General features: G+C 26.9%; 20 protein-coding genes. 13 read left to right on the top strand and 7 right to left on the bottom strand.

Annotation, left to right across the window (positions count from 1 at the left end):
• Nucleotides 1-34 precede the first annotated feature (34 nt).
• Both nadE and ACW9W3_RS02660 read left to right on the top strand, forming a co-directional pair.
• Complete coding sequence (gene nadE, locus ACW9W3_RS02665) at nt 35-997, top strand: NAD(+) synthase (RefSeq protein ID WP_457764622.1); 963 nt, start codon at nt 35-37, stop codon at nt 995-997.
• Nucleotides 998-1,026: 29 nt separating this feature from the next.
• A complete protein-coding gene (locus tag ACW9W3_RS02660) occupies nt 1,027-2,106 on the top strand; it encodes a glycosyltransferase family 2 protein (RefSeq protein WP_457764621.1) in 1,080 nt (359 codons plus the stop codon).
• Between the two features lie 2 nt (nt 2,107-2,108).
• Here ACW9W3_RS02660 and ACW9W3_RS02655 read toward each other — a convergent pair whose 3' ends face one another.
• Complete coding sequence (locus tag ACW9W3_RS02655; protein ID WP_457764620.1) at nt 2,109-2,456, bottom strand: holo-ACP synthase; 348 nt, start codon at nt 2,454-2,456, stop codon at nt 2,109-2,111.
• Nucleotides 2,457-2,515: 59 nt separating this feature from the next.
• Between ACW9W3_RS02655 and ACW9W3_RS02650 the strand changes: the two genes are divergently transcribed.
• The 4 genes from ACW9W3_RS02650 to ACW9W3_RS02635 are packed head-to-tail and all read left to right on the top strand — an operon-like array spanning nt 2,516 to nt 5,605.
• A complete protein-coding gene (locus tag ACW9W3_RS02650) occupies nt 2,516-2,752 on the top strand; it encodes a hypothetical protein (RefSeq protein WP_457764619.1) in 237 nt (78 codons plus the stop codon).
• Nucleotides 2,749-4,188 (top strand): class I adenylate-forming enzyme family protein, encoded by a 1,440-nt coding sequence (locus ACW9W3_RS02645; protein ID WP_457764618.1) that lies wholly within the window; start codon nt 2,749-2,751, stop codon nt 4,186-4,188. The genes ACW9W3_RS02650 and ACW9W3_RS02645 overlap by 4 nt, the downstream gene beginning before the upstream one ends.
• An 11-nt stretch (nt 4,189-4,199) precedes the next feature.
• Nucleotides 4,200-4,730 carry an acyltransferase gene (locus tag ACW9W3_RS02640; protein WP_457764617.1) on the top strand — a complete coding sequence of 177 codons (531 nt, stop codon included), beginning with the start codon at nt 4,200-4,202 and terminating at the stop codon, nt 4,728-4,730.
• A gap of 41 nt (nt 4,731-4,771) precedes the next feature.
• Nucleotides 4,772-5,605 (top strand): polysaccharide deacetylase family protein, encoded by an 834-nt coding sequence (locus ACW9W3_RS02635; RefSeq protein WP_457764616.1) that lies wholly within the window; start codon nt 4,772-4,774, stop codon nt 5,603-5,605.
• Nucleotides 5,606-5,610: 5 nt separating this feature from the next.
• Here ACW9W3_RS02635 and ACW9W3_RS02630 read toward each other — a convergent pair whose 3' ends face one another.
• Entirely contained in the window at nt 5,611-6,543 is a 933-nt protein-coding gene (locus tag ACW9W3_RS02630) for a GDP-mannose 4,6-dehydratase (protein WP_457764615.1), read from the bottom strand.
• A gap of 73 nt (nt 6,544-6,616) precedes the next feature.
• Here ACW9W3_RS02630 and ACW9W3_RS02625 point away from each other — a divergent pair, with 73 nt between their 5' ends.
• The gene (locus ACW9W3_RS02625) at nt 6,617-7,399 is read left to right on the top strand and encodes an FkbM family methyltransferase (RefSeq protein WP_457764614.1); all 783 of its coding nucleotides are present in this window, start codon (nt 6,617-6,619) and stop codon (nt 7,397-7,399) included.
• Here the strand turns inward: ACW9W3_RS02625 and ACW9W3_RS02620 are convergent.
• Complete coding sequence (locus ACW9W3_RS02620; RefSeq protein WP_457764613.1) at nt 7,386-8,186, bottom strand: class I SAM-dependent methyltransferase; 801 nt, start codon at nt 8,184-8,186, stop codon at nt 7,386-7,388. The genes ACW9W3_RS02625 and ACW9W3_RS02620 overlap by 14 nt on opposite strands.
• Before the next feature lie 122 nt (nt 8,187-8,308).
• On the opposite strand from ACW9W3_RS02620, the gene ACW9W3_RS02615 reads away from it, so the two are divergent.
• Together ACW9W3_RS02615 and ACW9W3_RS02610 are read left to right on the top strand one after the other, a co-directional pair.
• Nucleotides 8,309-9,523, top strand: a complete 1,215-nt coding sequence (locus tag ACW9W3_RS02615) for a glycosyltransferase family 4 protein (RefSeq protein WP_457764612.1) — start codon at nt 8,309-8,311, stop codon at nt 9,521-9,523.
• Nucleotides 9,520-10,692 (top strand): DegT/DnrJ/EryC1/StrS family aminotransferase, encoded by a 1,173-nt coding sequence (locus tag ACW9W3_RS02610; RefSeq protein WP_457764611.1) that lies wholly within the window; start codon nt 9,520-9,522, stop codon nt 10,690-10,692. Before ACW9W3_RS02615 ends, ACW9W3_RS02610 begins: the two co-directional genes overlap by 4 nt.
• A 33-nt stretch (nt 10,693-10,725) precedes the next feature.
• Here the strand turns inward: ACW9W3_RS02610 and ACW9W3_RS02605 are convergent, their stop codons facing one another.
• Nucleotides 10,726-11,595: a sulfotransferase gene (locus tag ACW9W3_RS02605; RefSeq protein WP_457764610.1), complete on the bottom strand. Its 870-nt coding sequence runs from the start codon at nt 11,593-11,595 to the stop codon at nt 10,726-10,728.
• A 306-nt stretch (nt 11,596-11,901) separates the two neighbouring features.
• On the opposite strand from ACW9W3_RS02605, the gene ACW9W3_RS02600 reads away from it, so the two are divergent.
• Nucleotides 11,902-13,740 carry a UDP-N-acetylglucosamine 2-epimerase gene (locus tag ACW9W3_RS02600; RefSeq protein ID WP_457764609.1) on the top strand — a complete coding sequence of 613 codons (1,839 nt, stop codon included), beginning with the start codon at nt 11,902-11,904 and terminating at the stop codon, nt 13,738-13,740.
• A 14-nt stretch (nt 13,741-13,754) separates the two neighbouring features.
• On the opposite strand, the gene ACW9W3_RS02595 is transcribed toward ACW9W3_RS02600, so the two are convergent.
• On the bottom strand, nt 13,755-14,882 hold the full coding sequence (locus ACW9W3_RS02595) for an N-acetyl sugar amidotransferase (protein WP_457764608.1): 1,128 nt from the start codon (nt 14,880-14,882) through the stop codon (nt 13,755-13,757).
• Between the two features lie 120 nt (nt 14,883-15,002).
• Between ACW9W3_RS02595 and ACW9W3_RS02590 the strand changes: the two genes are divergently transcribed.
• The gene (locus tag ACW9W3_RS02590; protein WP_457764607.1) at nt 15,003-16,793 is read left to right on the top strand and encodes a carbamoyltransferase C-terminal domain-containing protein; all 1,791 of its coding nucleotides are present in this window, start codon (nt 15,003-15,005) and stop codon (nt 16,791-16,793) included.
• Nucleotides 16,794-16,864: 71 nt separating this feature from the next.
• Nucleotides 16,865-17,656, top strand: coding sequence for an SDR family oxidoreductase (locus ACW9W3_RS02585; RefSeq protein ID WP_457764606.1), 792 nt, complete (start codon nt 16,865-16,867; stop codon nt 17,654-17,656).
• A gap of 71 nt (nt 17,657-17,727) precedes the next feature.
• Here ACW9W3_RS02585 and ACW9W3_RS02580 read toward each other — a convergent pair whose 3' ends face one another.
• Nucleotides 17,728-19,392: a cytidylyltransferase domain-containing protein gene (locus tag ACW9W3_RS02580; protein WP_457764605.1), complete on the bottom strand. Its 1,665-nt coding sequence runs from the start codon at nt 19,390-19,392 to the stop codon at nt 17,728-17,730.
• Nucleotides 19,385-20,437 carry an N-acetylneuraminate synthase family protein gene (locus ACW9W3_RS02575; RefSeq protein WP_457764604.1) on the bottom strand — a complete coding sequence of 351 codons (1,053 nt, stop codon included), beginning with the start codon at nt 20,435-20,437 and terminating at the stop codon, nt 19,385-19,387. The genes ACW9W3_RS02580 and ACW9W3_RS02575 overlap by 8 nt, the downstream gene beginning before the upstream one ends.
• Before the next feature lie 111 nt (nt 20,438-20,548).
• Between ACW9W3_RS02575 and ACW9W3_RS02570 the strand changes: the two genes are divergently transcribed.
• Nucleotides 20,549-21,316, top strand: coding sequence for a cytidylyltransferase domain-containing protein (locus ACW9W3_RS02570; RefSeq protein ID WP_457764603.1), 768 nt, complete (start codon nt 20,549-20,551; stop codon nt 21,314-21,316).
• Nucleotides 21,317-21,318: the final 2 nt, after the last annotated feature.

Below are 21,318 nucleotides of genomic sequence, written 5' to 3'. Positions count from 1 at the left end.
TAATTACCAATTCGCAAGCTTACTGATGGAAAGTATGCCTGATTTTTTGAAATTAAAGAACGTTGAAAAACATGTAGATAGTATATGTAATTTTTTACACGATGAAATATTTGAAAAATTTCACAGACATGGAGCAGTTATAGGACTTAGTGGAGGAATTGACTCTACAGTTACTATGGCGTTATGTGTTAAAGCTTTGGGTTCAGAAAAAACTCTCGGATTGACCATGTTTGAAAAAGAATCTGATCAGAACAATAAATCTCTAATTGATAAAATTTCTGAAGCTTATAATATCAATATTCAAAATATAGACATTACTCCAATTTTAGATTCTTTTGGAGTTTATTCAAATAGAGAAAAAATTGTTAAAAATAGATTTCCTAATTTTAATTCTAATTGTAAATATCGTGTTGTTGTTCCCCCAAATTTTAGTTCAGTGGGGATGCCATATCTAGAAATTTTAGATGATAAAAATGAACAGCATAAAATCAAAATTTCTTCTTCTGATTTTCTTTCACTTACAGCTGCTACATCCATTAAACATAGAGTGAGAATGACTATGTTGTATTATTATGCAGAAAAAAATAATTTTTCTGTTGTGGGTACTACCAACAAATCAGAATATTTACAAGGTTATTTTGTTAAATATGGTGATGGTGGTTCAGACATAGAACCACTTGTAAATTTATACAAATCACAAATTTATCAAATTGGTGATTTTCTGAATATTAATCAAGATATTATGAATAATGATGCATCACCTGATGTTTGGAGCTATAGAACTACTGATGAAGAGTTTTTTTATTCTGTACCATATGATGTTGTTGATTTAATTTTATATTCTAGAGAGAATCATCTTATCATTCCAGAAATACAAAAAATTTCCAATTTGTCTGAAGAAAAAATACGAAGCTTACTAAAATTCCAAGATATTAAACAACAAAAAAGTCAACATATGAGAGAACTTCCTCACGAATGGAAATTAAATTCCCTTTAAGTTTTATATCTATTTTAAAATTAAAAAATATGTCATTTCCAGAAAATAAAAAAATAGACGAAGAATCCATTTCTAAAAAATTAGTCAGTATTATTATTTTAAATTATAATGCTGGTGACTTACTCGTAGATTGTATATCATCCATCCTTAAATCCCATTACAAAAATTTTGAAATAATTTTAGTTGATAATGTTTCAAGTGATCAAAGTCATAAGAAATGTAAAGAAAAATTTCCTACTATTAACCTAATAGAAAATTCTGAGAATTTAGGTTATTGTGAAGGAAATAATGTTGGTTTAAGAGAAGCCCGCGGTAAATTTGTTGTTGTTTTAAATCCTGATACAATTGTTGATTCTTACTGGTTAGATGAATTGTTAAAAGCTTATGAAACTAATGGTGAAGGTTTGTATCAACCAAAATTTTTGGCTACAACAGATCATTCAATGTTATTAAGCACTGGAAACATGATTCAAATTTTTGGTTTTGGTTATTCACGTTCAAAAGGCGAGAAAGACAAACAATTATTTGAAAAATTTGAACAAATTGATTATGCATCAGGAACATGTCTTTTTACTTCTAGAGCATTAATTGAAAAAATTGGATTGTTTGAATCTTTTCTGTTTGCATTTCATGATGATTTAGAATTATGTTGGCGTGGAGCAATAATGAATATCCATTCATTCTATGTCCCAAAATCTATTGTATATCATCCAAAAGAGGGATATAGTTTCAAATGGAGTCCTATTAAATTTAAGCTCATGGAACGAAATAGAAAATATTGTTTACTTACTCTTTATGATAGATGTACTCTTTTGAAAATGCTTCCATCATTATTGATTATAGATGTAGCAGTATTGTTTTTTTACGTTACAAGAGGTATTGGAAAAATGAAAATTTTAGCAGATTGGGAAATACTAAGAAACTTAAAGATAATTAATAGTAAATATGCGCAAAATCAAAAAATAAAATGCGTTCCTGATTCTACACTACTCAAACAATTCAAAAATGAACTTTTAGTCCCTGCTTGGGTTTTAGATCAAAAAAAGAATAATTTATTTAATAATTTCCTTATTTCAATAGCAAAAATTACTAAAAGATTTTTTCGTTAATTTTATTTTTTTTCTGAAATCACCATTGCTATTGCATATGATTTTTCATGACTTATACTAACAAGAAAATTAAATGTTGAATCATCTGACAAACTGACTGTGGGTTTTGAATCTACATAATCTGTTAAAATATCCAACAGATCCAATTGTTTTTTTGTTGATTTGATGACTGCTTCTTTAATTGCAAATTTTGAAGCAAAAGTTTCAGCAGCATTTTTTTTCTTTAAACAATAATTTATTTCTGATACATTAAAGATTTTTTGATAAAATTTTTGATTTTTATCAAATGGTTTCTCTTGAAATCTTTTAATGTCTATAATGTCAATTCCAATTCCAATTCCTTCAAGCACACTTTCTATGGTGAGAAGGTTTATTTATTATCCACTAATTTTTGCAATATGTTGTGAAAATGGATATTGAAAATTTAGTAAAAAACATTTTTTTTGAAGCTTTTCCAAATTTATCCGAATCTGATTTCTCATGGAAGAAAGAACAAAAAGACTATGAAAATTGGGATTCTTTTGCACAATTAAACCTCATTACTCTGGCAGAAGCTAAATTCGATATTTCTTTTACTTTGGATGAAGCAATAGAAATAAAATCAGCTAATGATCTTCTTGAATGTGTACGTTCTCATTTATCATGAACATTATTAATTTTTTAAAAAATTCAGTACAACAATTCCCAAAAAAAACCGCATTAATTTTTGAAAATAACTCATTTACTTTTGAAGAACTTTGGAATTCTGTAGTTCTTTTCTCCAATTCTATTTCGACTCTTAATGATAAAAAAATTATTAGTCTAATGGCTGGAAATTCTCCTTCATTTGTAATTTCTTATTTAGGTATCATTAATTCTGGAAAAACTGTTCATATAATACCTCCTGAGATATCTGAATCTAACTTACAGGCCCAAATTAACTCGTCTCGTTCATCTGCTATTATTTGTTCAAATACAGTTTTTAACAAGATTTCAAAATTTGACTCAATAAAAATACCTATTTTTCAGTTTAATGAAATTCCACAAAATAACTATAATCCAAATACCAATTTAAAAACAAATAATTTTGCATATTTGATATATACATCTGGAACAACATCTGTCCCTAAAGGAGTTGGTGTGACTCATGCTATGGTTGATTTTACTACCAAAAATATCCTTCAAATTTTAAAGTATACAAATTCTGATATTGATATTTTACCGTTACCATTACATCACTCCTTTGGATTAGGGTGTTTGCATACTTCATTATGTGTTGGTTCTACATTAATTCTATTAAAAAATACTAACGATTTACAAAATATTTTAAATCTAATAAAAGAACATAAAGCTACTACACTAGCAGCTATTCCATCTACATTAACAAAATTTCTAAAATTTAATAAAAATGAGTTAATAAATTATTTTTCTAATGTTAGACTGGTAATTACTAATAGTACAAAAATTCCACTTGAAACAATTCAAGATTTCAAAAAAATACTTTCTAACGGAAATTTGGCTACTTATTATGGTCTAACTGAAGCATCAAGATCCACTTTTATGGTGTTTGATAAAGATTCTTTTTTTGATGAATCTGTAGGTCAACCAGCCCCAAATGTTGAAATAAAAATAGTTAATGCTACCAAAAATAACTCTGAAAAAGGTGAAATTTGGATTAAAGGTAATAATGTAATTCAAACATATTGGGAAAAACAATTTACTGACAAAAATATAGTTGATGGATGGTTAAAAACTGGGGATTTAGGTTATATTGATAATTATGGATATCTGTATCTTCTTGGCCGAAATGATGACATTATTAACATAGGAGGAGAAAAAGTAATGCCAGAAGAAATAGAATCAATTGTAAAAAAAATTGATGGAGTTGAAGATGTTGCAGCATTTGGAATAGACAACAAAATTTTTGGTCAAGTAATAAAGTTACATGTAGTTAAAACACTAAATTCTGATTTAGATAAATCAAAAATACTGAGTCATTGTATTAAATATCTTGAAAAATATAAAATTCCTACAAAAATAGATTTTGTAGCAAATATTCCTAAAACAGAATACGGAAAAGTTAAACGCTTTATGTTGAAGTAACAATATAAGATATGAGTAATCCAAATTATTTTAAAAAGAATGAATCTGAATTAATGGAATATTACGGATTTTCAGGAACACTGGGAAAACTAAAACTACGTTTCAAATTTTTTAAAAGCTGGGTATTTCATTCACTAGCTTATTCTTCACCTCTCCCAAATTTTGTAATTACATTTCAACGTTATAGGGGTGTTAAAATTGGAAAAAATTGTCATTTCTCACCTTATGTTTTAATTGATTTGTTGCACCCTGAATTAGTCACAATTGAAGATAATGTGACTATAAGTTCAAATTCGATGATCTTCACTCATGTAAACCCTACAACGAATGAATTTTTAAAAAATCATGGCTATCCTAGGAAAATAAAACCAGTAACTATCAAAACTGGTGCAGTGATTAGTGTTGGCTGCATTATAATTTCTGGCGTGACCATAGGTAGAAATTCAATAATTGGTGCTGGCAGTGTAGTTTCTCAAGACGTTCCTGATTACTGTGTTGTGGCTGGTAATCCTGCAAGAGTTATAAAAAAAATTGAACATTAGTATTCTTAAGGGTTATTAAGTAATTTATTTTTTTAAACATATTGAATCTATTAGGAATTGATTTTGAAGATTGGTTTCATCCTGAATTAATTCAAAAAGCTCTAACAAATGAAAAAAAATCTTTTGAAATAGTAAAAGGTATTGATAAAATTTTAGAATTACTTAGGAAGCATAAAACTAGTGCAACATTTTTCATGGTAGGTGAAATCCTTAAAAATTTTCCAGAACTATTAGATAAAATTCTGAATGAAGGACATGAAATAGGATTTCATACAATGTATCATTCTAGACTTGATTCCCCAAATTTCAAAGAAAAATTCTCAAAAGAATTGGATGAATTTGCTATGCTGACTAATAATAAAAGTAAAGGATTTCGTGCTCCTACTTTTTCCTTAAATCAAAAGTCTTCATGGGTAATTGATGTTCTAGAAGAATATGATTATGTTTATGATAGTAGTATTGTACCCGCGAAATCTATCATGTACGGAAATCCAAATGCACCAAAAAACCCATATAAAATTACTAGTGATTCCTTAGATCATGATAATTCCAACGGAAAAATTCTTGAATTTCCATTAATGGTGACCAAATTTTTAGGAAAAACTATTCCTGCAGGAGGTGGGTTTTATCTAAGAACACTTCCATTTAGTATTACAAAAAAAGCAATAAATGAATATGAAAAACAAAACTTACCAGGAGTTTTTTATATTCATTCATGGGAATTAACACCAGAATATATGCCTAAAGTGAAACTTTCTGTAAAAAATAATTTTATCACATATCATAATTTAGATAAAATTGTTAATAGAATGAGTGAATTACTTTCAAATTATCAATTTACTTCATTTGAAAAATATATTCAGAAAATGTCTTAATTTTTTCACATTTTATTTTCTTTAAAATATTTTAATGTTTTTTGAATCCCTTCTTCTAGAGAGATTTTTGGTTTCCATCCTAATGATTTCATTTTAGTATTATCAACAACAAAATTCCCTACATCAACTTTTTTGGTATATTTTGGTTGTTTCACATATTTTATTTTAGCATTTGTTACTCTCTGAAGTAAATCTCCTATTTCATAAAACCATATTTTTTTGTTTGATGATATCCAATACAGTTCTCCAGATTTTCCTTTTCTGATAATTTTTTCAATTGCATCTACTACATCTGAAATGTAAATCAAATCTCTAAAAAATTTACCTTTATTGTAAATGGTTATATCTTCACTTTTGAAAGCTTTGTAAATTAAATAATTTATTGCATTTTTGTTAGGAATGACCTGCTCTCTTGGTCCAAATGAATTTGTTATTCTAAAAATATTTGTATCCAAACCATGAACTTGATTGTAAATTTTTGTATAATATTCACTTGATAGTCTATTTACACCATATAGTGTAGTTGGATTACATGGTGTTTGCTCATTTACTGGGAGCTTTGGTGGTTTACCAATTACAACAAATGTGCTGCCTAAAACAAATTTGCAATTTGGTAAAGACTTTTTCAAAATTTCAAGAATATTTAATGTGGATTTAGTATTGGAATTTAGATCATTTAGAGGCTCTTCAAATGATTTTGAATGTGATGTATTTCCTGCTAAATGAATAATTACATCTGGTTTATTTTTTATAATGCATCTTTCTAATTTTGTAAAATTTGTAACATCAATTTTTTCAATATTTACATCCTTCCTGATATCTTTAAGATTATGTGTATTTTTTCTAGTAATAATGATTATTTTATGGTGTTTTTTCAACAAATATTCTGTAAGGTGGCTTCCCACAAAACCTGCTCCTCCTGAAATCATTATTTTCATGTAATCCAAATCCTAATGTCGCTTTAAAAAAATTCCTTGTGATTTATTAATATCTGTGTCAAATTTGATATAATTGACTACATTTTCAGAAAAACTTTCAATTTTAAGGAAATCTAAAGAAGTATTCAAAAATTGGCTTGTTTATCCGTTATTATATTATAATTTAACACAAAAAGATTTTGTTATTTTTAAAACACGAACTAACAAAATCATCAAAATCAGAAAAAATTCAACTGATTTAATGGCATTAACTCATGTTTGGTTAATTGAAGAATACAAAAGACCAAATTTTGAAATTAAATCTAATGATGTAGTTATTGATGTTGGAGCCCATATTGGATTATTTACATTATATGCATCTCAATATTGTACTCAAGGATTGGTTTATTCCTATGAACCTGTAAAAGAAAATTACGAATTATTAGTAGAAAATACTAAATTAAATGATTTGAAACATGTAAGGACTTTTAATACTGCAGTCTCAAATTCCAATCAACCAATAACACTATTCATTAATAATGATGAGTCTGGACATAGCATGTTTTCTCAGTCATCTCAAAGTGTTTCTGTTGATTCAATCTCTTTGAAAAAAATTTTTGATGTCAATAAAATTGAACAATGTAATTTCCTTAAACTAGATTGTGAAGGTGCTGAATACGAAATTTTGAGAAATCTACCTTCAATATATTTTGAAAAAATTGATAAAATGGTAATAGAATATCATATGGCAGACTCACAACCTGAATTACTTGTAGAATTAAAGAGGATTCTTACTAATCAAAATTTTGAGATTGAAATAAAATCATTATTTTCAGATATTGGATTTCTTTATGCAAAAAAAGTTAAGGTTTCTTGATGATTCCTAATCCTACTCCTTCATCAACTCTAATCAAATAATTTTTTAGATTTCTTTTATTAGAAAAATCATAAAATGCATCATTCTCAAATATGTCATCTGATATTATCATTCCGTTTTTATTAATATTTTCAAATGCTGTATCAAATTCAAACATCATATTTTTGTATGTATGTAAGCTGTCGTGAATGAAAATATCTATGCCATCATGTTCATCAAAAAGATTTTTTAATTTTTTAGTAGATTTTCCTAAAACCAATTCCCACCTATTCTTTAAATTATCTGGTATGATTGCACCTATCATTTTTTCAGTTTGCCAAGGTCTAAAAACTGAATCAATAGAATATAATTTGCCAATTCTATTTTCATGTAATGCTTTCAGAATGTATGCACTACTTGTTCCATATGCTACACCCGTCTCAACAATATTTTTTGGTTTTAAAACTCTGATCAAATAGTACAAAAATTTCCTTGAATCTGAATTAATTGAATAATTTACGGGATATGGTTTTTTCTTCGATGGATATTTTTCAAACCTTAATTCATCAAATCTCTTTTTAACATGTGAATTCAACTCAATCAATTCTTGATCATATCTGCAAATATTGGAATTTGGGAAAACTTTTTTGAAAAAATCTTCAACAGACTGAAAATCATAATTATATTCATGTTTCTTATGATTTTCATCGTCTTGAATTTGTGATCTTTCTTCAATAAGATCAAAAACTAATTTTGGATTAAAAATGGAGTTTGTTAAAATTTGAAAAATAATAGACATTTTATTCATTCTATGTCTTTTTTAGAATTTTCATATATTAGTTCATAGTTGTAGAAAAATTATACCTACAGTTATGAATTTATGTTAATTACTTTAACTAGAAGTAAATACTCCAAAAAAAATGTTAAAAAATGAAAATTGCAATCACGTGCCCAGCTTCATTACCCGCAACACAATTTGGAGGAATAATGTTCCTTTGTATTCATATAGCAAAAAAACTATCAAATGATGGTCATAACATTACCATCTATACCACTGATCTTGATTTTGCAAATAATACAAATACATTCAATAAAAAATTACCAAAACAGGAAAAAATAGGAAATTTTACCGTAAAGAGATCACATGTATGGTTTTCATCTTTTCTTTTCTTCATGAATTTTGGAATGTATAAACAGATGATGAATGATGATTATGAAATCATTCATACCATGGGCATTCGGAGTTTCCAGGCTTTAATTTCAGCAATCGTTTCAAAAAGAAAAAAAATCCCTTTAGTTATTTCAGATCAAGGTGGACTTACCACCCATCCTGATCTAAAGGAATCTTCATTTAAAAAGAGATTTTTAGTGAAATTACAAAAACCATTAATTAAATTCATAATCAATCAATCAAGTAAAGTAATTGTTGCAAATGAATATGAAAAAAATATATTTTTACAATTTTGCAATGCATCAAAAATCTCAATCGTGAAAAATGGAATCGATTTGGATGAATTAAAATCGTCTAATGTGGATTTTCGTCAAAAATATAAAATTCACAATGAATTCATTCTATTCTTAGGACGATTTCATCAAGTCAAAGGAGTAGATACTCTTTTGGAAGCAATTAATTTAATAAAAAATCACTCTCATCTAAAAGAACTTAAAATTGCAATACTGGGTGTTGATTTTGGATTTGAATCCCAAATGGAACAAAAAATCAACGAATTTAATTTATCGAAAAACATCATTGTAATAAAAAAACCTCCTAGAGAAGATGTAATTTCTGCATATAATCAATGTAAGTTTTTAGTACTACCCTCAAGATGGGAATTATCTCCTCTGACACCTTTAGAAGGATTTGCTTGTAAAAAAACTGTAATCAGTACAACCGCACATGGGATTCCGTATACAATAACTCATAACAAAAACTGTTTACTTGTTCCACCTTCAAATTCACAGAAACTTGCTGATGCTATTATTGAATTATTAGAAAATCCATCGAAATGTCAAAAATTGGCAGAATCAGGATTTAATATGGTAAATAAGGAAGGTAATTTAGATAGTATGTCAAATGCAGTGTTTAAGGTTTATGATGATACAATTCAATCACAAAAAAATGAACCTGATGAGGGGATACGATGAAAAATAAAAAAGACTCATTTAATAATCCTAAAATCGAAGTACCATTTTTCATCCCATCCTTGTCTGAATTAGATAAAAAAGCTGTTTTTGAAGCATTAAACGAAAAATTACTTACAGACGGTCCTAAATTAATACAATTTGAAAAATCGTTTTCCAATTATGTTCATTCCAAATTTGCTGTTGGTGTATCTAACGCTACATCTGCCTTGCATCTTTCACTAACGGGACTTGGAATAGGAAAAAATGATGAAGTAATTGTGCCTGATCTTACTTTTGTTGCTACTGTAAATGCTGTACTATTAACTGGAGCAAAACCAGTCATAGTGGATGTTGATAAAGAATCTATGACCATTTCTTCAGATTCTATTTTATCTAGTATCTCTAAAAATACCAAAGCAATAATTCCAGTTCATTTTGCAGGTTTGGCATGTAACATGACAAAAATAATGAAAATTGCAAAAGCTAAAAAACTATTTGTTATAGAAGATTGTGCTCATGCAATTGGAACTAAATTTAAAAATAAACATGTAGGTACGTTTGGTGATTCTGGTTGTTTTAGTTTTTACCCTACAAAAAATATCACTACTATTGAAGGAGGAATGATTGTTTCTAAAAATAAAAAATTTGCGGAACATGTAAGAATAATTAGAAATCATGGAATCTCACGCTCTCTTAAAGACAGATATTCCAAAGGATACCCATGGGATTATGATATAAAAGAGGCAGGTTATAATTATCGATTAGATGAAATTCGTTCTTCTTTAGGCATTAGTCAGTTAAAACAAATTCAAATTTTGAATAAAAAAAGACAAAGTGCTTTCAAATATTATAATAAACATTTTAAAAATATTGATGGATTAACTATTCCTACTGAAAAAAATTTACTAGAAAATGCATGTCATCTTTACATTTTACGAATTAATAAAAAATTTCCCATCTCTCGAAATAAATTATTTGAGAAACTACTATCTTCTGGTATTCGAACTACTGTTCATTACAAGCCTCTCCACAAATTTTCTATTTATAGAAAGAAAGGAATAATTCGAGATAAACTCACAAACTCTAATGAATTATACAATGAAATTCTGTCTCTTCCATTATATCCGGATATCGGTAAAAAAGAGCAGAATCTAGTAATCACTACGATTAAAAATGAATTATCTGATTGATTCTAGTAAGAATTAATAATTATCAAACTCAAACTAATGAAAATCTTTCCATGGGAGTCTTTTATCTAAAAATTTTTCTAACTTAGTTACTTCATCCATATAAAATTTTTTTAGATAATTACGTTCGTGTTCTAGCATTTCGGGTTTTTTTACTTGTTTTAAAAAATATTTGTCCCCTAATTTTTGCCTCATAACTGTTGGGATTAGAAATGTCGCTAATTTTCTAAAATTTTTATTATTCAATAATATTTTTGAGATAGAATTTTTTGGGGTTCTGTAGGAACCTTTAGGTTGTTCCTCTAAATGTATATTCTCATCCAACTCCAAAAAATTTAGAATAGATTTAATTTCAAATTCGATATTTTTAATATAGTTTTCAAAAATTATAATTTTGACGTTGTTCTCTCCAAAAACCTCTTGAAATCGCATAATATTTTTTTTATAAAAACCTGATTCTAAAATACTATCTATATAGAAAACCCTGTCATTGATTAATTTTTCATGTTCTTTAATCATTTCTAAAAAACTTTGGTTTGTAGGATGCATAAATTGATATGAAAAATATGCTGAATGAGCTCGTTCAATTGGATTTCGTATTGAAATTAATATTTTAGACTTTGGAAATGCTTTTTTAATTTCTGTTGCAGCATGTGGACAACTAAGATATGTAGAACTAGCTTCACCAACGATTGTTTCAGTGGTAGCATTTCTGAACAAATCAAGATATCTACTCATATCTGTAATCATAGAATCCCGTTCAAATTTTTCTGGAATATCCCATTGACAGAAATAATATGGTTCATTTAACTGTGAAAAGAAAATTTTTGGATGCAAATTAAGATAATACGAAATATTAGTAGTTCCACATTTTGAACCACCAACAATGAAAAAATTTGGATTCATATTTTTATCTTCAATTATTCATTAATAATTTAATCTACTATAGTCTCTAAATAATTTAATTACAATTCTTATTGAAAGTTTTTCATAGTAGAATTAAATGAAAATTCACAATTTGCTAATAATCGTATTAATTGAAATGAACAAAAATGATATACATGATGTTTTTTAAAAGGTAATTCCGTTTTAGTATCATCTTTGTGCCTATATTGTTTCTTCTAAAATGAAATTTATATGACTTATAATCATTAAAATTAATTCTACTAGTTATTTTATATAACTAAAAAATTATTTTAAAAATGATTTTTTATGACTAAATTATATATTTTGGATGAAATTAATAATACGGTTTTAAATCAAATTTTAAAAACCAATTCTTTAGACTTAATTGCATTTGATTATGAATCACATAAACAATTATCAATCAGAAATATCTCTCATAAATTAATTGATGATTTCCTAACTGATTTTGATAGGAAAAAATTATTTGAATATTGCAATAAATGTTTAAAAAAAATAGAAGAATTTGATAGTCATGAATTGTTTTTTCACGGTATAAATCTTCTAAGTTTAATTGATCGAAATGAACTACATGAATTTCTAATGGATATAATTCCTAAAATTAAAGTTGTAAATCAAATTTTAAAAGATAACAATTATGAAAAAATTTTTCTTCCTTACAATATTTATAAAATATTTGTAGAATCTAAATATAAAGAAAAAATTGATTTTATAAATAAAACTCCAGACGAATTTACCAGTTTTGAAAAAATAATTATTCCAATCAAGATTGGAGTTATAAAAAGTAAAATAACTATTGGAAGAAAAAAGTACAAGAAAATTAAACAATTACTAGAAAAATATATGGGGTATTTTTTTGGTTTAAGAAAAAATGATAAGAAAAAAATTGTTTTGTTGGAATTTAATCCTGAAACATATCATATTTTATTAGAAGAAATTAACAAATTAGGTTTTAAACCAGTTTTATTAAATTTCAGAAAATCACCAATTAATAATTTAAAGTCATTAAAATTTTTGGTTAATTCTAATTCTACTATAATTATTCCGGAAGATTGGATAAAAAAAAATACATTAGATGAATTTGAAAAAAATAAGAATAAATTATTAAGTAATATAAATAAAATAATCGATAATAAAAAAAATCTTTTAGATTTTGATTACAATGAAATCAATTTTAGTATGTTTCTTCAACACAAACTCAATCAACTATTAATTCAAAGATTTGATGAATACATGCTTCAAATCCTAATTGCTGAATCAATTCAATCTAGATCAGATGTTAAGAGTATCCTTACACTAAATTTTTCAGGAGAAACTGAGAAAGTTTTTTCAAATGTAAGAGGAAATATTCCAATCTTGCATCTACAACATGCATTTGCAAATTATACTGAATCCATTTCTCATTTTGATGTCTTAGATGATTTTAATTTTGTGAGGGATAAAATAGCAGTTTGGGGAGATGTTGTGAGAGATTATTTAATTAATATAAAAAAAATTGATAGGAGTAAAATTCTTGTTACTGGTAGTCCAAAATATGATTCCTTTGTTACTAAAACCAAGGAAAAAACTGACAAAAAAACAATCTTAGTATCATTGAGGCCTGTTATCACTCATATGGAAGGCCCAAGAATTAGTCTTTTTGACAGATATGAAGAAACTTTGAAAAAAATTTATCAAATTACTAAAAATAACCCTGATGTTGAAATAATTTTTAAATTACATCCACAACAAAATAAAAGTAATGAAATAATAAAAAATATGATAATTACAAATAATCAAATAAAATTTTTTCAATATGAACCGATTAATGAATTATTTCAAAATTGTGATCTTCATGTTAATGTTGCAACCGATAATTTTGATGCTTCTAGTGTAATTTTAGAAGCAATGTTATCTAAGAAACCTACATTAAATATTGAATTACAACAAAACAGAATTGAATTTGAATTTATTAAAGACAATGCAATTAAAACAGTTAATTATTCTGAAAATTTGGCAGATGTAATTTTAGATCTTCTTGATGAAAATAATTCATTGGAAATTATAAAAAATTCTCAAAAATTTTTACAACGATATATGAAAAATAGAAATAGAGCTTCAAATGTATTAATTAATTCATTAGAATAAAATTAATGATATTTTTATGTATCTAATTCATTTTGTAATAAATCATGTAATTTATTATGTAACTTACCATCATCATACCATATCTCACCTCGGAATTTTTCAGCAGTATCCCAGAATTCACTCTGAGAAATTTCAATATACTTACAAAAATCATTTACATAACTATCTGCACATTTTCCATCATATTTTAGTACAAGATCAATTGCAGTCTTACGATCCATTAATTCATCTCTTATATCGTAACATGCATGATCCATACATTGACCAAAACCAAATTTGATATATTTTAGCATTTGATTAACATGAACTAAATCTGAATCTATTTGAGCAAATCCTACATATGTTCCAATTTCATAAGGTTGAATTTTTTCACGTTCTTTAAATCCATATTTTTTAGAAAATTCAGCATTTCCTCTATATGACCATTCTTTGAGAAAGTACTGAATCCATATCCCTTGAATGTCCAGTTGTTTTAATTTATTAACATCGTAGTGAAATAGATACAATTCATCTTCTGTGATCCCGTCTACATTGAGATATTCTTTCCATCCACTTGATAGTGTCTGTAATTGATATGCTTTTAATGCATCTGAATCAGTTCCTACTCCTGTTAAGCTTGCACCAACTGTTAAACCTGGATTTTCCCCTTGAATGATTAATGGAATTTCAAATTTTTCAGCAATTACATATGTTGAAGAATATAGTGGAAATTCAGATGCCTTTACCGGATTCAAATGTTTTAAAAAATCATATTTGATCAGTTTTTTCATTACATTAGGATTGGGTCTAATAGTAATAACATCAAATCCTTGAGACTTTAGATTTTCAATATTTTGTCTTCCTAATTCAGTAATATTTTCTGGTTCATAATTTACTAGTAAACATCTAAGCTCTAATTCATCTCTAGCAGTAATTGCCTGTTTAGTACTATCCTTTCCTCCACTTACACCTATTACACAATCATAAGGTCCTTTTGATTTATTTTTTGCATTTTGAGCAATTTTTCTTAATTCATCTCTTCGTTTATCCCAATCAATTAGTTTTCTTTCCTCTTCCCACAAACATGCTCCGCATATTGATTCATCGTTAAATAATACACTTGGTCTAGTATTTGGTTGAATGCATTTTTTGCATATTTTCAATTATGTTTTAAAATTACAGCACATATTTCTAGTTTCTTGTAGTGTATTACAAATATATTCAAAGATGAATTGTCAATGTGATAGTTTGAATATATATTTGAATGTAAAATAAGCAAAAACATGAAGATATTGGCAGTTACACTGGAAAAATGTTCGGGATGTGCAGTATTTGTTGATGATCATGTAATTTTTTCTTCTAGTGAAGAGAGATATTCAAGGATAAAATCTGATTCATCTTTCCCAGTAAATTCTATAAAAGAAGCATTGCAATTTTCTGGACTTGAAGGAAAAGATCTTGATAAAATAATTATTTGTGGTAATAAAATTAGTCTTATACCCTCATTGATTAATGAATATTCTACTTTTTCATTAGATGATCAAATAAGAGCAATGGAAGAGTATTGGTATCCAAATCTTGTATTGGGTGAAAATAAATCGTTTTTAGAAGTTTTTAAGGAAAAAATAAATCTAAATCAATTTCCATATGACACTGAAATTGGTAAAAAATTTGAAATTTTTAAATTACAAAATCCGTATACTGAAGAAGATGGAAAAAAAGTATCTAATTTTTTCAAACAAATTCTTTCTTCATTATTAGATGTTGAACAAGAGAAAATTGTTCACATGGAACATGATTGGTGTCATGCTGCGTATGGGTTTTATGGTAGTCCAATTAGAGAAGATAATACTCTAATTGTAACTGCTGATGCTTGGGGTGATGATCTAAGTGGTACATTTTCCTTATATTCAAAAGAAAAAAATAAAATTGAGAGAGTTAAAGAATATGATCATAAAGATTTTCAATTAGCAAGAATTTATAGATACACAACACTTGTTTTGAGGATGTTAGCAAATGAACATGAATACAAAGTAATGGGTCTTGCATCATATTATAATGGACCTATGATTGAAAAAGTAGAAAAAGTATTTGAAAATATATTACAAATTGATGGTTTAGAATTTACTTTCAATAAGAATATCCCAGATATTTATGACCATCTAAAAAATAATTTAAAGAATTTTAGATTTGATTATATTGCAGCAGGATTACAATCATTCACTGAGAAGATCTTGGTAAAATGGATTTCTAGTGCATGTATATTTTACAACGCTAAAAATTTGGTTTTTTCAGGTGGTGTATCAATGAACGTTAAAGCTAATCTAAAAATTTCAGAAATTCCCAATATTGAGAGATTTTTTGTTTGTGGGGCAGGAACTGATGAAACTCTTCCTATTGGTGCATGTTATCATTGGGCAGAAATGAATGGAATTAAACCTAAACCTCTCAATTCTCTTTATCTTGGCTCAAATGCTTCTTATGATGAGAAAGATATTCAACCTCTATCACAATATAATGTTGAAAAATTTAATTCTGAAGATCAAATTCTTGATAAAATTTTAGAAAATAAGATTGTTGCAGTATGCCGAGGTCGTATGGAAATGGGTCAAAGATCTTTAGGAAATAGAAGCATCATTGCAGATCCGCGAACTAGTTCAAATGTTGAAAAAATTAATAATTCAATTAAAAAAAGAGATTTTTGGATGCCATTTGCCCCAATCATTTTGTCTGAATATCAAGATCTATTGATAGAAAATCCCAAACATTTAGAATCTCCTTTTATGACAATAGCTTTTGAAACCAAGGATGGAAAAAACAAAATTCCAGCCGCGGTTCATCAAGCAGATGGAACTGCCAGAGCACAATTATTGAAAAAAGAACAAAATCCAGTTTTATGGAACTTAATTTTTAAATTTTATGAAAAAACTGGGATTCCAGCATTATTAAACACATCATTTAATCTCCATGGTGAACCAATTGTTAGAACAATTAAAGACGGGTTAAGAGTTTTTGAAAAATCAGAATTAGAAGTTTTATGGCTAGATAATCATATTATTGAAAAAAATAGATAATAAATTACTTCTTTTAGAGATTTACAAAAAAAGTAAGATTGAAGTAGGAATACTATTTCAAATTAAAATAGATGAAAAAATTTTTTGACATGTCAAATAAGGTTGTGATTATCACTGGTGCAGCCGGAAATTTAGGTTCTCAATATGCAAAGGGATTAAGTCGCTCTGGAGCAAATGTCGTTCTTGCAGATATTAATTATAATGCATGTAAAAAAATTGCAAAAGAAATTAAAAATGAATTTTCGATTGAATCTCTTCCTGTAAAATTAGATCTTAGAAAAAAAAATTCTATTAAAAACATGGTTGCAAAAACCATTAAAAAATTTTCAAAAATTGATGTTTTGATTAATAATGCTGCTTATCAAGGAAACGATAAACTTAGAACAACCCCTTTTGAAAATTTCCCTCTTTCTGATTGGAATAACGCTTTATCAATTAATTTAACGGGAATTTTTTTGTGTTGTCAAGAAGTAGGAAAAATTATGTTAAAACAAAAAAATGGGAATATAATTAACATCTCATCAACTTATGGTCTAGTTGCACCTGATCAGAGGATTTATGGTGATAGTGGTCAAAATGCAGCGGCATTTTACTCTGTAACAAAAGCTGGAGTAATCAATTTTTCAAGATATTTAGCTTCGTATTGGAGTAGAACTGGAATAAGAGTAAATACACTATCTCCTGGTGGTGTAGAAAATTTACAAGGTACTAAATTTATAAAAAAATATTCAGAAAAAACTATGTTGGGAAGAATGGCAAAAAAAGATGAATATGTGGAAGCAATTATTTTTCTCGCATCAGATGCATCGTCATATATGACAGGTTCAAATCTCGTTATTGATGGTGGTTGGACTGCTTGGTAATAGAATTCTGTTATAAAAATTCCAAGAATTTTTTTAACATATGCTAACTTGAGTTTTATATAATCAAAATTTTAATCATCTAATTTTAAATTTAATTTTTTCATATCATATTCTGAATTAATTATATGAACAACCCTTTCGATTCCTTTTTCTAACTGAATTATTTCTAACTTTTTGAGAAATTCTTTTCTTTTGGCAAACATTTGTATTGACGAAATTGCTTTGATAAATTCTTTTTCTGATGTCTTATTTGTAAAGTCAATTTGAAACCCTGTTTTTGATTCTTTAACAAAATTATGAAGTCCTTCACGTGAATTGACAGAAAGTGAAATGATAGGAATTTTCAATGAAGCAATCTCAAAAACTGTTCTTCCATTTGATGTAATGACAAAATCAGAATCAATAATGTATTTTGAAATAAAATCTGTTTTCTCAATAATTTTAATGTTATAGTTATTTTTTTCCATCTGATGTATTTTTTTTGTAAGTTCTATTTTGTGTTTAAAACCAAATCCTAGAATTACATTGATATGAATATTTTTCAGAATTTTATTTTTCTGGATTAAATCAATTACACGTAATGTATTGTTATTAGAATCAACTCCTCCTAATGTTATAGTTACTTTTTCAATATTTCTTCTTATGGTATTTCTTTTAAAAATCCTAAATTCATCTCTTACACAAGCAAAATTTGCACCATAAAATTCATTCCTAAATTTCTTATAGTTTGAAAAAATGGGATTAAAAACTAAATCTGCTAATTTTCTACCCTCTTTCAAATCTTCAAAGTTGACTACAAAACATTTTTTATTTTTTATTTTTTTCATATATTTTATTTTAGAATTTAAAATATCATTAAAAATAATATCTGGCCTGAATTTTGTTATTTCTTTAAATAATTCTGATTCAGTGGAAAATAATTTTACTTTAAATAAGTTTTCTTCTAGTTTTTCTTTTCCTAAGCATTTTTTATTATTCATTAAAATAAGAATTTCATCATTTCTAAAATGATTCAAAACTGTCAACATATTGTATACATGACCTAAACCAATTGACTTACTACCGTCTAATCTGACAAGAATTCTTCTTCGTTTCATGATATTTTCTAAAATTCCAAAATCATGATAGCTATCTGGTGAAAATATTTCTGACTTTCTTAATTCAATACCATATTCAGGCTTGTTCCATTTTTTCTCAGATAAGAATTTCTTACAATTAAATGATAGAATTTTTCTTTTTTCTGCAAGATTGTTATAAATTGATTCAAGTTTTTTCCCTTTTCTTGTTTTATGAATTTTAATATATTCAGCTTCAACATCTTTCTGAAATCCAAAAATTGTTTCTTTTTTATTGTTTAACTCTGAAAAAAATTTGTTAATGGTAGATGTCTTAATCAGTGGAAAATGTGGATTTAATATTAGGCATTTTTTATAATTCAAATTTTTCTTTTTTAATTGGATTAATGATTTATATGCAATTTTTTCCATTGGTGTTTGATCTTTTGTTAAAGATAGAGGTCTATCTAACCAATCTACTCCATATAAAACGGATAATTGCTTTATTTCTTCAGAATCAGTACTAACAAAAATATCTGCCGATTTTATTTCTTGACATTTCTTAATTATGTAGTAAATCAGAGGTTTACCATTTACAAGCCTGACATTTTGTCTAGCAATATTTTTTGTTCCTCTTCGTGATAAAATAATTATGACATTTTCTTTTTCAATTTTATTCATATACATTATCCCATTGAATTGGTTGATCTTCATCAATTTCTTTTTTTACAATCTTTCCAATAATTTCATCAAAAAATTTTGGGGGAATTCCAGTACCTGGTCTTTTTACATCTAACATTTCTTTTGATATTTTCTCACCTTCATTAATTTTTCTTGTAGATACAATACTCCTTCTTGCATATTTGATTGCCTCTTTTTCAGAATCAAATTCATTTCTAATGGCTTCTCCCTTTGAAATTTCTGCAATTCTCAATTCATCAACTAATCTTTTGAATCCTTTGATATCTAATGATAACCTATGATCTGGGCTTTCCGTCAAAGCACTATCAAAAGTAAAATGTTTTTCAATACAAGTAGAACCATAAAATGTTGAATATACTCCAATATTTGTTCCAATAGTATGATCAGAATATCCAATTACATAATTTGGAAATTTTTCTTTTAATGTCTTTATCATTGATAAATTTGCATCTTTGGGTTCTGTCGGATAAGATGTAATGCAATGCATGATTACAATATCATGATTACCTTCATTTTCAATGGTTTTTATTGCATAATTAATCTCTTCATCCGCTGCCATTCCTGTTGAAATAAAAATTGGTAATCGTTTTTTAGCAATTAATTTGATAAGTGGAATATGAGTAATATCTGCAGATGCTATTTTGAATGCTGGTGTATCTAAAGAATATAACAAATTTACACTCTCTTCATCAAATGGCGTTGAAAAACATGTAATTGATTTTGATTTAGCATATTCAAAAATTTCCTTCCATTCGTTATTTGTAAGATGATCAAGTTTTGAAAAGACATCGTATTGAGTTTCTTTAGAATTCCCATCTTCCCAATATTTTGGTGCTGTTTTAGTAGTCAATTTTTCAGCTTTGTATGTTTGAAATTTTATACTGTCCGAATTAGCCTCCTTAGCAGCATCGATTAATTTTAGAGCTTTATCTAAAGTGCCATCATGATTTGCTCCTGCTTCAGCAATTGTATAACATGGAAATCCATCACCGATTTTTTTTCCATCAATACTAATACTTACCATCTAATTAAGGCGAAATATCTTTTACATATATCTTATCTTGTATTATTTTGGGCTTTTTGATTTTATACTGTTTTTCATTTGATTAATAAAAAACCTCTGATATGTTATATTGTGATTTGTTGCATTATTCAAGCACGAATGGGTTCTACTAGACTACCTGGAAAAGTAATGAAAACAGTTGATGGGAAATACTCTAGTTTGTATTATACAATTTCACAATTAAAACATTGTAAAAAAATTGATAAAATCATTGTTGCTACAACAGTATTGGAAGAAGATGATGTAATAGAAACTTTTTCTAAAAATTTAGGAATTGATGTTTTTAGAGGAAACAGTACTGATGTTCTTGATAGGTATTTTCAATGTGCAACTTTTTTCAATGTTGACAATATTATTCGAATAACTGCGGATTGTCCATTAATAGATCCATTAATAGTTGATCAAGGTATTGAAATTTTTCTATCTAAAAATTATGACTATGTTACAAATACGTTCCCTCGAACTTTCCCTGATGGAAATGAAACTGAAATTTTTACTCTTATTGCATTAAAAAAAGCATGGGAAAATGCCAAATTACCATCTGAACGTGAACATGTTACGCCGTATTTTCGTAATCACAAAAAAGAATTTAAAATAAAAAATTTTGAACACGTCTTAGATTTATCTAATTTAAGATGGACCGTAGATTTTCCTGAAGATCTACGTCTGGTTAAAATTTTTATATCAAAGATTCATTCGAGACCCATTCATCTAAAAGATATCTTAAATTTGATAAATTCAGAACCTGAACTATTAGAAATAAACAAAAATCACGAACCAAATGAAGGATTAAAAAGATCTTTAGAAGAAGATAGAGAATTTTTAAAAAATCAAGGATGAAT

It is taken from the genome of Candidatus Nitrosopumilus sp. bin_68KS (assembly GCF_054095825.1).
Note: the sequence above shows the minus strand (reverse complement) of the source record. Positions and strands in the feature narration are given on the sequence as shown.